We start from the raw sequence: 13531 nt of genomic DNA on the forward strand, positions 1-13531 counted from the left end.
GGACATGTTTGCAGCAGGCAGCGTGAAAATAGGGATTGCGCCCATCGGCTGGACGAATGACGATATGCCGGAGCTGGGCGGAGAGAATACATTCGAGCAATGCGTAAGCGAGATGGCGCTCGCAGGTTATGCGGGCACGGAGGTCGGCAACAAGTACCCGCGGGATATCGGCGCGCTGCAAAAAGCGCTCCGGCTGCGCAAGCTGGAGGTGGCCAGCGCCTGGTTCAGCGCCTTTCTTACCGTAAAGCCATTGGAAGAGACGGCGTCGGCATTCGTTCAGCACCGCGACTTCCTGCATGCGATGGGGGCGAAGGTCATTGTCGTATCCGAACAGGGTCACAGTGTTCAAGGGATGATGGAGACCCCGCTGTTCGAGCGCAAGCCGGTGTTCGGCGAACAGGATTGGAAGCGCTTAATCGATGGTCTGCATGTGCTCGGCGAGCTGGCCAGGGAGAAGGATATGGACATTGTGTACCATCATCATATGGGTACGGGGGTACAGACAACGGAGGAGATCGCCCGTCTCATGGAGGGAACGAATCCGGAACTGGTGTCTTTGCTCTATGATACCGGCCATCTGGTATTCTCGGGCGAAGAGCCGCTGAGCATCTTGAACCGCTATATGGATCGGATTAAGCATGTTCATTTGAAGGATGTCCGACCCGACGTGGCGCGCCGCGCACGCGAGGAGGGGCTCAGCTTCCTGCAGGCGGTGAGGGAAGGCGTCTTTACCGTTCCCGGAGACGGCTGCATCGACTTCGCGCCGCTGTTCCGGGCCTTGTCCACGGCAGGCTACCGCGGCTGGATGCTCGTGGAAGCGGAGCAGGATCCAGCGAAAGCGAATCCGTTCGAGTACGCGTTGTTAGCGCGAGACTATATATTGCGCCAAGCTGGCGTCTAAATGCGAGTTCAGTCAGACGAAGGGGAGAGATGGATCAATGGGAGACAACAAAGTCGTATCGGTAGGACTCGTCGGCTTGGGGCGGCTCGGACGGCAGCATGCCGAGAATTTGGCGCATCGCATTCCGAACTGCAGATTGGCGGCGGTATGCAGCATCAAGGAGGAGGAGGTGGAGGAAGCGCAGGCGCAGCTTGGCGTTCCTTACGGTTACACCGATTATGAGGATATGCTGCGGAACAAGGAGCTGGACGCGATTTTCATCGCTTCGCCTTCCTCCTATCATTGCGATCAGATTGAAAAGGCGTTGGCGGCCGGCTTTCACGTCTTCAGCGAAAAACCGCTCGGGCTTTATATGGAAGAAGCGCTGCGCGTCCAAGAGGCGGTGCGAAGTCATCCGCGGCAGGTATTCATGCTCGGCTTTATGCGGAGGTATGATCGTTCCTACGTCTATGCCAAGCGGCAAATCGAAGCGGGAGCGATCGGCGAGCCCGTGCTCATCCGCTGCTATGGGCTTGATCCGGCCCAGGCCATGCCCGGCTTTTTGCAGTTCGCGAAGAGCAACTACAGCGGAGGCTTGTTCCTCGACATGGCCATACACGACCTGGATTTGGCGCGGTGGTATTTGGGCGTCGAAGCGGAACGGGTATGGGCCATCGGCGGCTCTCACCGCTATACGGAGCTGGCCCAACTGCAAGATGCGGAGACGGGGGCGGCCCTGGTCCAATTTGCGAATAATAAAATGGGGGTATTCGTAGCCGGGCGCAATTGCGCCCATGGCTACCATATCGAGACCGAGATTATCGGTACGCTCGGATCGCTTCGGATCGGTACCGTTCCCGAGAAAAACCAGGTAACGATCATGGATGATCGCGGCGTGGTGCGCGAATGCGCGCAGGGGTTCCTGGAGCGGTTCGAGCAGGCTTACTTGGACGAGGCGATTGAATTTGTGCAGGCCGTTCTTGAAGGAAGACAACCGGGAGTCAAGGTCGAAGACGGGGTGCTCTCGACCGCGCTTGGATATGCATGCAAGGAATCGTATGAGACCGGCCGTTTGGTTGAGGTGGCTGAGCCCGCAGCCTTAAGCGGATCGCACGATACGAGGTAACTTCACAGATCTCTCTACGCGTGGAGAAGGAGGGCACTCATGACCTACATTACTGTCATCACCTTTTTATTGTACACCGGTATTGTCGCCTGGTACTCCTGGTACAAAACGCGCAGCATCAACCTCAACAGCTCGGATGGATATTTTCTTGGCGGACGCAGCTTGACTGGCGTTGTAATCGCTTTCTCGCTTCTGCTGACCAATTTGTCGACCGAGCAAATGGTTGGCCTCAACGGACAAAGCTATGCGACATCCATGGTCGTCATGGCCTGGGAAGTCACGTCGCCGATTGCTTTGATTTTTATGGCGTTTGTGTTTTTGCCCCGTTATTTGAAGACGGGCATTACGACCATCCCGGATTTTCTGGAGCAGCGCTACGATCTGCGGACGCGCCAGCTTATATCCGTTCTCTTTTTACTTGGCTACGCGGTGGCCTATCTGCCAACGGTTCTGTATTCCGGAGCGCTGGTGCTGGATACGATCTTCAATATTTCCGACCTGTTCGGCTTAAGTGACTTCAGCATCATTTTGATCGTGTCGCTTGCCATTGGAATAACGGGGATCGCTTACGTCGTGCTCGGGGGGCTGCGCGCATGCGCGCTCTCCGATACGCTGAACGGCGTCGGACTCATTGTCGGCGGACTGCTGATTACGTTTCTCGGCCTGTTCGCGCTCGGAGGAGGCAGTCTGGTCGAAGGCGTGAGCACCTTGCTGCACAAAGAGCCGGAAAAATTGAACTCGATAGGAGACAGTTCTTCTCCCGTACCATGGGTGACCATTTTTGCAGGGCTGCTGTTCAACAATCTGTTCTATTGGTGCACGAATCAAGCCATCGTCCAGCGGACGCTCGGCGCGAAAAACTTGAAGGAAGGGCAGAAGGGCGTGCTGTACGCCGGGATGTTCAAAATCTTCGGCGCCTTCTACCTCGTGCTGCCGGGCATTATCGCGTATCATCTGTTCAATAATTCGTTAAGCAATGCCGATATGGCTTATCCTTCACTGGTCATCGAAGTGCTGCCGACGCTGCTGTCCGGGTTTTTCGCCGCCGTTCTGTTCGGCGCGATCTTAAGCTCCTTCAACGGGGCGTTGAACAGCTCGCTGACCTTGTTTACGCTCGATATTTACAAGCCGATATTCAAGCCGGATGCGACCGAGCAACAATTGGTGAAGGCTGGCAGAAGGTTTGCCATCGCGCTTGGCCTCGTTGCCGTTATTGTAGCGCCATTCATTTTGTATGCGCCTTCAGGGTTGTATTACTACTTGCAGGAGATGTTCGGATTTTACAATATCCCGATCATTGCCGCGGTCGTCGTCGGATTTTTCAGTAAAAAAGTGCCCGCCAGCGCGCCGAAGATTGCGTTAGCGGTACACATTGTGCTATATACCTTGTCCAAGTTTTTTATGGGCACGATTAACTTCTTGTACATTCTTAGCGTATTATTCCCGGTCTGTGTTCTCGTCATGCTTCTTATCGGAAAATGGAAGCCGCGCGAGCATGATTTCGAGCTGTTCGAATCGGGCAAAGTCGATTTGACGCCATGGAAACATGCGAAAGTCTTTACGATCGTCATGGTGCTGTTGATGGTGGCCGTATATGTTTTATTCTCCCCATGGGGCATCGCGGCATAATCAGGGACAGGTTCTTACGTCCAGAGCGGTTCACCCTACTCAGCACAAAAGCTGCCGAACGCGTCGGCAGCTTTTTTCTTGGGCATTCACATGATTCTTCCTTCAAATTATGATATAGTTTAACTCAGAGGTAAGCGATTACATCTGCAGGTTTGTGTTAACGGTATCCCAAAAAGGGTTATCTCCAGGGACAGCATTATTTTAATGAAGAGGTGGATGCGATGAAAGCGGGTCTGAGCACGTACAGTCTGCTGCAAGCGATCAGAGCGGGCGAGATGACGGTACTGGATGTTATTGACTGGATTGCCGACAACGGCGGGGAGCATATGGAGATTGTTCCTTACGGGTTCACGTTGGTTGATAACCTGGAGCTGGCGGATGCCGTTCGCGACAAGGCGAAAGAGCGGGGCATTGATCTATCGAACTATTCGATGCCGGCCAACTTCGTTCAGGAGACGGATGAAGCATTCGAGGCCGAAGTCGCGCGCGTCAAGCAGCATGTCGATTTGCTGCATCGTATGGGGATCAAGCATATGCGCCATGATGTCACGGCCTTCACTTTGCCGAAGGAGCAGATGACGATCGAATGGTTCGAGGCGAATCTGCATTTGATGGTGGAAGGAAGCCGCCGGATCGCGGATTATGCGGCACAGTTCGGCATTACGACGACCTTGGAAAACCACGGCTTCTCTGCTCAAGCGAGCGATCGCGTGCAGCGTGTATTGTTATCGGTAAACCGTCCGAATTTCAAAACAACGCTCGATGTCGGGAACTTCCTGTGCGTCGATGAGAATCCGCTTGTCGGCATGAAGAAAAACTTGCCGTATGCCTCGCTCGTCCATGTGAAGGATTTCTATGTGCGTCCATTCTATGAGCATCCGGGCGAGGGAGACTGGTTCCTGACGGCTAACGATAATTATTTGCGTGGAGCTATTCTGGGCCAGGGCGACTTGCCAATGCGGGAAATCATCAAGCTCATCAAGCAATCCGGTTATGACGGTTATATTACGCTTGAGTTCGAGGGTATGGAAGATTGCCGGATCGGCTCATCGATCGGGTTGAAAAATTTGAAGCGTTTCTGGGATGAAGCGTAATCGTTAGTACGGGTCTTTTTCATAAACATAATATGCAGGGAAAGGCCGTTCTCGCCCATTAGCGGGAAACGGTCTTTCTTCATTAGTAGGGGGGAAAGGGGTTGCGCTTCTTTCAGCCATTATCCCGTTGACTCAGAATGACCGGCCTCTGATCTGTTAATGGTGTGAGTGTCGGCTTGAGTGGGTGCCGGTAAACGGGGATGGGATCCTGAACGAGGGGGAGAGTGTGCATAAGGTCCGGCAGCAACCTTTTTAGTATGTTGGAAATGCAACCTTGCAGCCGCTTGATCGCATCTATGTATATAGAGAGCCACTGGGGGGAGAAGATGAACGCCGAACAGGAATGGGTGAACAGGCTGCAGGGCGGTGACCGCGAGGCCCTTCGTCCGCTTATGGATGCGTACGGTGATGACGTCATCCGGACAGCGGTTTTGCTGCTTGGTGATCGTCATGGCGCCGAGGATATCAGCCAGGAAGTGTTCTGGGCCGTGTTCCGCCGAATTCATCAAAAGTCGGAGAAAGGCAGCTTACGGGCATGGATCATGAAAATTACGGTAAATTTGTGCCGGGCCCAGACACGGAAGGCGTCTTGGAAGCGGCTGTTCTTCCGGGAGCAGCCGTGGCGGAACGAGATCTCTTCCATCGGAACCACGGAAGAAGTGCCGCTGCGAGTCGCCCTGCGGGAATGCATCCAGAAGCTGTCTTATGCAGAACGGGAGGTCATTGTGCTTCATTATTTTCAGGATTGGGCCATTACCGATATATGCGCCATGCTCGGACAGCCCGAAGGCACGGTGAAAAGCAGACTGTCGCGGGCGCGCTGCAAGTTGGAGCGAATTTTAAAAGAAAGCGGGTGGGAGCATGAATGATCGTTGGCGCGAGGCGCTGCAGGAAGAGATGAAGGAGGTGGCATTTGCCGAGAAAATGAAGCAAGAGGTTATTGCGCATGCGAAGCCCTCCTTATGGGAACGCGAGATTCGGATTCCGCTGCGCTTGGCGATTCCCGGCTTGTTCCTGTCGCTGCTCCTCGCATTCTCCCCGCTGCTTCTGTCCGGAATCAAAGGCGACCAGGATGGGGTGGCCCAGGATGAGGCCGCCATATCGGAAGACAGCTTCGTCTACATGGGCGGCATCTATATTCGGGCTTCGCTGCTCGAGAAGGAGGGGAGAGAGTGATACGGTTAAAAGTGCGGCATCTCGCCATCCTATTGGCCGTGCTGGCCGCTTTGTCGGGATTGTCCTGGATCTTGCCGCAGATAGCGGCGCAGCCCCATGACTTTTGGTTATCGCTGCTTGGGCGCGAGGACGAGACGGCCGATGAAAGGTACTTGGCGCTTATGGGCAGGCATCTTCCGGCATCCGAGAACATGCTGTATATCGGCAAGAATAGTTCCTCTTTTGCGACACGAGGTTCGACAGACAAGGAGCTGTCTATGGAGGAGATGAAGCAGCAGTCCGAGCAATTCCTTCATGACTACCCCGATCATCCGAATGCCTCTCTCGCCTGGAGCCGGCTGGCCAATATTTATATGTTGGAGAAACGATGGGAGGAAGCGGAGCGGCTCTACCGGGAATTGATGCAAAGCGATACGCTGCATAAGTTGGAATACCGCGATCAAGTGAAGCTGCTGGAATCAAGAGTGCCCAAGCCAGGAGAGAAGCCGATGCTGAGCGGCACCGTTATGCGAGGGCAACAGCCGCTCGAAGGGGCTGTGGTCGTGCTGCGTAAAACGGACGCAAACTCATGGCACTCTCCTCCCCGCCCGGACGATTATCCCATGGTGATGACGGATCAGAACGGGGAATTCCGTTTTTATCAGGTGCCGGAACAGACTTATGATATCGAAATCGGAGCTCCGCTGCGGGAACTGGATTCCTATACGTACGCAGAGACTTCGCCGGACAACATCGTGTTGAAGAAAGGGCAATCGGTGGAAGGGGTTATCATTCAGTTGAATCCGAATCTCACCGTTCTTGAGCCGCGAGGTCCTGTCACCGTGGAGGGCGATGAGATTACGATGCGATGGGAAGCCTATCCGGGTGCAGCCTATTATGTGGTGCAATGGATGGAGGCGCATCAGTCTCGCGCCGGCCAATCCCGGGGGGCTGCCACTCATGTGCTTCCGGGAAAGCATGCAGGGACGGAAGCTACGTATCGTCTATCGGAGCTGAGAGAGAATGGTGCCGCCGGCGGCGGAATGAATTGGTCGCCTGATGAGGGCGTCTGGATTTATCCTTCCTATTTGCTCGGTATCGGATACCCTGGCGCTCAGTATGTGTGGAGCGTCGATGCTTACGATGATCAGGACAGGAAAATTAGCAGCTCACGGTCTTACACGATCGTCAGCCAAGGGGAACTGCCGCTCATTCGCATCCCGGATGGCCCGGTGTCGGACGGAGATCGATACGTTCTGCAGGCGGACTATGAGTCGGCCAAGCGCGCTTACTTGAAGGAAGGCAAGAATCGGCATGCATTGCGGGTCCTTGCCCGCATGGAAATGATCGGGACGACGAAGGATTCTTGGGGAGATCAGAAGAAGGCACTTTACTATTTGAAGCAAATCGATCAGCCGGACCTCTACGATCTGAAGATGATGGAGCTGTGCTATTCCCGCTTAAAAATGGAAGACGAAGTGGAACGAATACGGCGGGAAGTGGAGCGTGTGGAGGGAAACCAGACATCCAGCCGCGATGATTAGGGATCATGCCGACGGGCCATTGTCCGGTTCGGCGGCATGTATACCGCCTCATATTTAATTCAATTCTCATCAAGGTAAAAATCGTCGATAAGTTGAAAGGAACAGTCAGGAGAGAAAGTTTAATTTAGGGGTTGCTTTTCTATTAAGAGCGTGATATATTTAGATTCCTGTCTTCGACAGAGCGGCATGAGCCGCCTGAAGCGAAAAAGATTTTAAAAAAATGCTTGACGCTGAATCGAAGACATGATATATTATAAAAGTCGCCGCTGAACAGCGGTGAAGAAAAGAAAGCAACTTACTGATGAAGTTGGTTGCCGGATTGTTCTTTGAAAACTGAACAACGAGTGATGTTTGTGCAAGAGGTCAAATGACCTCGTCAGCAATAAATGAGCAAGTCAAACTTAACTTTTATGGAGAGTTTGATCCTGGCTCAGGACGAACGCTGGCGGCGTGCCTAATACATGCAAGTCGAGCGGAGTTGATGGAGTGCTTGCACTCCTGATGCTTAGCGGCGGACGGGTGAGTAATACGTAGGTAACCTGCCCTTAAGACCGGGATAACTCACGGAAACGTGGGCTAATACCGGATAGGCGATTTCCTCGCATGAGGGGATCGGGAAAGGCGGAGCAATCTGCCGCTTATGGATGGACCTACGGCGCATTAGCTAGTTGGTGAGGTAACGGCTCACCAAGGCGACGATGCGTAGCCGACCTGAGAGGGTGATCGGCCACACTGGGACTGAGACACGGCCCAGACTCCTACGGGAGGCAGCAGTAGGGAATCTTCCGCAATGGACGCAAGTCTGACGGAGCAACGCCGCGTGAGTGATGAAGGTTTTCGGATCGTAAAGCTCTGTTGCCAGGGAAGAACGCTATGGAGAGTAACTGTTCCATAGGTGACGGTACCTGAGAAGAAAGCCCCGGCTAACTACGTGCCAGCAGCCGCGGTAATACGTAGGGGGCAAGCGTTGTCCGGAATTATTGGGCGTAAAGCGCGCGCAGGCGGTCATGTAAGTCTGGTGTTTAAACCCGGGGCTCAACTCCGGGTCGCATCGGAAACTGTGTGACTTGAGTGCAGAAGAGGAAAGTGGAATTCCACGTGTAGCGGTGAAATGCGTAGAGATGTGGAGGAACACCAGTGGCGAAGGCGACTTTCTGGGCTGTAACTGACGCTGAGGCGCGAAAGCGTGGGGAGCAAACAGGATTAGATACCCTGGTAGTCCACGCCGTAAACGATGAATGCTAGGTGTTAGGGGTTTCGATACCCTTGGTGCCGAAGTTAACACATTAAGCATTCCGCCTGGGGAGTACGGTCGCAAGACTGAAACTCAAAGGAATTGACGGGGACCCGCACAAGCAGTGGAGTATGTGGTTTAATTCGAAGCAACGCGAAGAACCTTACCAGGTCTTGACATCCCTCTGACCGTCCTAGAGATAGGGCTTCCCTTCGGGGCAGAGGTGACAGGTGGTGCATGGTTGTCGTCAGCTCGTGTCGTGAGATGTTGGGTTAAGTCCCGCAACGAGCGCAACCCTTAACTTTAGTTGCCAGCATTGAGTTGGGCACTCTAGAGTGACTGCCGGTGACAAACCGGAGGAAGGTGGGGATGACGTCAAATCATCATGCCCCTTATGACCTGGGCTACACACGTACTACAATGGCTGGTACAACGGGAAGCGAAGCCGCGAGGCGGAGCGAATCCTAAAAAGCCAGTCTCAGTTCGGATTGCAGGCTGCAACTCGCCTGCATGAAGTCGGAATTGCTAGTAATCGCGGATCAGCATGCCGCGGTGAATACGTTCCCGGGTCTTGTACACACCGCCCGTCACACCACGAGAGTTTACAACACCCGAAGTCGGTGGGGTAACCGCAAGGAGCCAGCCGCCGAAGGTGGGGTAGATGATTGGGGTGAAGTCGTAACAAGGTAGCCGTATCGGAAGGTGCGGCTGGATCACCTCCTTTCTAAGGATTACGTCTCCTGCGACGGAGACATACAGGAAGCACAAGCTTCCACACGCAAACATCACTCGTTGTCAGTTTTGAAAGGACAATTCCTTTCACTTGTACCTTGAAAACTGAATCGCGAAAGTAAAGCTTAGAATCATCCTTTAATGCTAGTGAAATGGGAGTTAAAAAGTTTACTTTTCAGCACCGAGAAGGTTGCTTGAAGCGGAAGAAAGAGGAGCGGAGTGTAGTCAAGGCTACATGAGCACCGGATTTCGACGCTGAAGGCAAGATTCGATGCCGAACAACACCTTGAGATCCTTCGTGATCAAAAGGAAACTTTTTAACCGCCTTAAATAGGTTAAGCTAGTAAGAGCACACGGAGGATGCCTAGGCGCCAGGAGCCGACGAAGGACGTGGCGAACGACGAAATTGCCTCGGGGAGCTGTAAGCAAGCATCGATCCGGGGATGTCCGAATGGGGAAACCCGGCTGCTGTAATAGGCAGTCACTCACACCTGAATCCATAGGGTGTGAAGAGGCATACGAGGGGAACTGAAACATCTAAGTACCCTCAGGAAGAGAAAACAATAGTGATTCCGTCAGTAGCGGCGAGCGAACGCGGAAGAGCCTAAACCGGAGAGCTTGCTCTCCGGGGTTGTGGGACGTCTCACATGGAGTCAGAAAGGTGTTTATTAGACGAAGAGGTCTGGAAAGGCCCGCCGTAGAAGGTAATAGCCCTGTACTCGAAAGTAAATGCCCTCCGAGACGGATCCCGAGTACCGCGGGACACGTGAAACCCCGTGGGAATCCGGCAGGACCATCTGCTAAGGCTAAATACTCCCTGGCGACCGATAGTGAAGCAGTACCGTGAGGGAAAGGTGAAAAGCACCCCGGAAGGGGAGTGAAATAGAACCTGAAACCGTGTGCTTACAAGAAGTCAGAGCCCGTTCTATGGGTGATGGCGTGCCTTTTGTAGAATGAACCGGCGAGTTACGTTTACGTGCAAGGTTAAGGTGAAAAGCCGCAGCCGCAGCGAAAGCGAGTCTGAATAGGGCGAATGAGTACGTAGGCGTAGACCCGAAACCGTGTGATCTACCCCTGTCCAGGGTGAAGGTGCGGTAACACGCACTGGAGGCCCGAACCCACGAATGTTGAAAAATTCGGGGATGAGGTGGGGGTAGCGGAGAAATTCCAGTCGAACTCGGAGATAGCTGGTTCTCCCCGAAATAGCTTTAGGGCTAGCCTCGGAGGAAGAGTCGTGGAGGTAGAGCACTGATTGGGTGCGGGGCCCGCCAAGGGTTACCAAGCTCAGTCAAACTCCGAATGCCATGGACTTATTATCCGGGAGTCAGACAATGGGTGCTAAGGTCCGTTGTCAAGAGGGAAACAGCCCAGACCATCAGCTAAGGCCCCTAAGTGTACGTTAAGTGGGAAAGGATGTGGAGTTGCCCAGACAACCAGGATGTTGGCTTAGAAGCAGCCATCATTTAAAGAGTGCGTAATAGCTCACTGGTCGAGTGACTCTGCGCCGAAAATGTAACGGGGCTAAACGTACCGCCGAAGCTATGGATTGATGCTTGCATCAGTGGTAGGGGAGCGTTGTGTACCGGGTTGAAGGCAGACCGGAAGGACTGCTGGACTGTACACAAGTGAGAATGCCGGTATGAGTAACGAAAAGACATGTGAGAATCATGTCCGCCGAAAGCCTAAGGGTTCCTGGGGAAGGCTCGTCCGCCCAGGGTAAGTCGGGACCTAAGGCGAGGCCGAAAGGCGTAGTCGAAGGACAACAGGTTGAAATTCCTGTACCACCGCAGCCGTTATGAGCAATGGGGGGACGCAGAAGGATAGGGACGCGAGCTGATGGATGCTCGTCCAAGCAGTGAGGCTGGTCAGTAGGCAAATCCGCTGACCGTAAGGCTGGGCTGTGACGGGGAGGGAAAATTACAGTACCGAAGGTCTTGATTTCATGCTGCCAAGAAAAGCCTCTAGCCAGGTAAAGGTGCCCGTACCGCAAACCGACACAGGTAGGCGAGAAGAGAATTCTAAGGCGCGCGGAAGAACTCTCGTTAAGGAACTCGGCAAAATGACCCCGTAACTTTGGGAGAAGGGGTGCCCCGGTAGGGTTAATAGCCCGAGGGGGCCGCAGTGAATAGGCCCGAGCGACTGTTTAGCAAAAACACAGGTCTGTGCGAAGCCGTAAGGCGAAGTATACGGGCTGACGCCTGCCCGGTGCTGGAAGGTTAAGGGGAGTGGTTAGCCGCAAGGCGAAGCTATGAACCGAAGCCCCAGTAAACGGCGGCCGTAACTATAACGGTCCTAAGGTAGCGAAATTCCTTGTCAGGTAAATTCTGACCCGCACGAATGGCGTAACGACTTGGGCGCTGTCTCAACGAGAGATCCGGTGAAATTTTAATACCTGTGAAGATGCAGGTTACCCGCGACAAGACGGAAAGACCCCATGGAGCTTTACTGCAGCTTGATATTGGACTTTGGTACGGTCTGTACAGGATAGGTGGGAGCCTGGGAAGCCGGAGCGCCAGCTTCGGTGGAGGCGCCGTTGGGATACCACCCTGATCGTATCGGAGTTCTAACCTGGGACCGTGGAACCGGTTCGGGGACAGTGTCAGGCGGGCAGTTTGACTGGGGCGGTCGCCTCCTAAAGAGTAACGGAGGCGCCCCAAGGTTCCCTCAGAATGGTTGGAAATCATTCGAAGAGTGCAAAGGCAGAAGGGAGCTTGACTGCGAGACCTACAAGTCGAGCAGGGACGAAAGTCGGGCTTAGTGATCCGGTGGTACCGCATGGAAGGGCCATCGCTCAACGGATAAAAGCTACCCTGGGGATAACAGGCTTATCTCCCCCAAGAGTCCACATCGACGGGGAGGTTTGGCACCTCGATGTCGGCTCATCGCATCCTGGGGCTGAAGTAGGTCCCAAGGGTTGGGCTGTTCGCCCATTAAAGCGGTACGCGAGCTGGGTTCAGAACGTCGTGAGACAGTTCGGTCCCTATCTGTCGCGGGCGCAGGAAATTTGAGAGGAGCTGTCCTTAGTACGAGAGGACCGGGATGGACGTACCGCTGGTGTACCAGTTGTCTCGCCAGAGGCATAGCTGGGTAGCCAAGTACGGAAGGGATAAGCGCTGAAAGCATCTAAGCGTGAAGCCCCCCTCAAGATGAGATTTCCCACATTGGTAAGACCCCTTGAAGACGACGAGGTAGATAGGTTGGAGGTGGAAGTGCAGCAATGCATGGAGCTGACCAATACTAATCGGTCGAGGGCTTATCCTAAATTCACCCCAAAAAGTGACGTGAAGCGTTGCAGCAACACCGATTACTTTTCGGGGACCCCGGGTGATTATGATTCTTCACTTTCGCATTCAGTTTTTAAGGTACAAACCTTATCTGTTTGGTGGCGATAGCGGAGGGGTTCCACGCGTACCCATCCCGAACACGACCGTTAAGCCCTCCAGCGCCGATGGTACTTGGACCGCAGGGTCCTGGGAGAGTAGGACGCTGCCAAGCAGACAAAGACCACTGACTTCTGTCGGTGGTTTTTTTCTATATTCGGAGGAAGTCAGGGAACGCGGGGAACGGACATGGCATGGCATCCTGGAGGGGGAAGCGGACCTTGGAGACGTAAACCGTCGAGTGGCATCATTGTACCTTGAGGCATAAGCTCATACAGAGGCGTTATTGGAGAGGCTTTATCGTATCCTGGAGCATCATCAGAGAGCATCATCGCATTCTAGAGGCGTCGTAGCCTCCTGGAGCTGAGCGTGTGGAGGGAATTGCTGCAATTTTACAGGAATTTTGGCACAATGAGCCCATATGCAGTGGAATTCCTGCAAATCTACATCATTTTGCTCGCAATTGCACCCGATTGAAGCAAAAAGGAGAAAAATCCTGCACTTTTGCAGGATTCTCTTTTTGGTGAAGTCGTGCATTCCGAATTGCTGCACTTTTGCAGGATTTCTTTTTGACTAAGTCGGGAATATCGAATTCTTGCGTTTTTCAGGTTTTCGTTTCCGGAATAGGCTCGTCCAGGGAAATCTTGCAGTTTTGCAGGATTCGTTGGGGGCCATGCGGCTTTTCAATGCTCAGATCTTGCTCGCCATTGATATTCCCGGCTGACGGTGGGGAAATTGCCCAAGCTCAGGGAACGCT

Annotated in this window: 7 protein-coding genes and 3 rRNA genes; all 10 read left to right on the plus strand. The window is 53.7% G+C overall.

All coding sequences use genetic code 11. The features are described 5' to 3' along the window. Window positions 1–4 precede the first annotated feature (4 nt). Window positions 5–901, plus strand: coding sequence for a myo-inosose-2 dehydratase (gene iolE / locus L6439_RS03160; RefSeq protein ID WP_213470141.1), 897 nt, complete (start codon window positions 5–7; stop codon window positions 899–901). Between the two features lie 37 nt (window positions 902–938). After that, window positions 939–2006, plus strand: coding sequence for a Gfo/Idh/MocA family oxidoreductase (locus tag L6439_RS03165; RefSeq protein WP_213470143.1), 1068 nt, complete (start codon window positions 939–941; stop codon window positions 2004–2006). A gap of 39 nt (window positions 2007–2045) precedes the next feature. Next, window positions 2046–3635, plus strand: a complete 1590-nt coding sequence (locus tag L6439_RS03170; protein WP_168180978.1) for a solute:sodium symporter family transporter — start codon at window positions 2046–2048, stop codon at window positions 3633–3635. Window positions 3636–3856: 221 nt separating this feature from the next. Then, window positions 3857–4729, plus strand: coding sequence for a sugar phosphate isomerase/epimerase family protein (locus L6439_RS03175; RefSeq protein WP_213470145.1), 873 nt, complete (start codon window positions 3857–3859; stop codon window positions 4727–4729). 326 nt (window positions 4730–5055) lie between these two features. Further along, on the plus strand, window positions 5056–5598 hold the full coding sequence (locus tag L6439_RS03180; RefSeq protein ID WP_213470147.1) for an RNA polymerase sigma factor: 543 nt from the start codon (window positions 5056–5058) through the stop codon (window positions 5596–5598). Next, entirely contained in the window at window positions 5591–5905 is a 315-nt protein-coding gene (locus L6439_RS03185; protein WP_213470149.1) for a hypothetical protein, read from the plus strand. Before L6439_RS03180 ends, L6439_RS03185 begins: the two co-directional genes overlap by 8 nt. Beyond that, entirely contained in the window at window positions 5902–7428 is a 1527-nt protein-coding gene (locus L6439_RS03190; RefSeq protein ID WP_213470151.1) for a hypothetical protein, read from the plus strand. The genes L6439_RS03185 and L6439_RS03190 overlap by 4 nt, the downstream gene beginning before the upstream one ends. 407 nt (window positions 7429–7835) lie before the next feature. Further along, window positions 7836–9386, plus strand: a 16S ribosomal RNA gene (locus tag L6439_RS03195). Window positions 9387–9727: 341 nt separating this feature from the next. After that, window positions 9728–12655 (plus strand): 23S ribosomal RNA (locus tag L6439_RS03200). Window positions 12656–12772: 117 nt separating this feature from the next. Further along, window positions 12773–12889: ribosomal RNA gene (gene rrf, locus L6439_RS03205) — 5S ribosomal RNA — on the plus strand. Together the 16S, 23S and 5S rRNA genes form the textbook arrangement of a ribosomal RNA operon. The last annotated feature ends 642 nt before the right edge of the window (window positions 12890–13531 follow it).

This window comes from Paenibacillus dendritiformis (genome assembly GCF_021654795.1).
In the GTDB taxonomy this organism is placed as follows: Bacteria; Bacillota; Bacilli; order Paenibacillales; family Paenibacillaceae; genus Paenibacillus_B.

Excerpts from the sequence above, each read along its gene's own strand:
- iolE (WP_213470141.1), top strand. The coding sequence starts at position 5 with ATGTTTGCAGCAGGCAGCGTGAAAATAGGGATTGCGCCCATCGGCTGG.
- L6439_RS03165 (WP_213470143.1), top strand. The coding sequence starts at position 939 with ATGGGAGACAACAAAGTCGTATCGGTAGGACTCGTCGGCTTGGGGCGG.
- L6439_RS03170 (WP_168180978.1), top strand. The coding sequence starts at position 2,046 with ATGACCTACATTACTGTCATCACCTTTTTATTGTACACCGGTATTGTC.
- L6439_RS03175 (WP_213470145.1), top strand. The coding sequence starts at position 3,857 with ATGAAAGCGGGTCTGAGCACGTACAGTCTGCTGCAAGCGATCAGAGCG.
- L6439_RS03180 (WP_213470147.1), top strand. The coding sequence starts at position 5,056 with ATGAACGCCGAACAGGAATGGGTGAACAGGCTGCAGGGCGGTGACCGC.
- L6439_RS03185 (WP_213470149.1), top strand. The coding sequence starts at position 5,591 with ATGAATGATCGTTGGCGCGAGGCGCTGCAGGAAGAGATGAAGGAGGTG.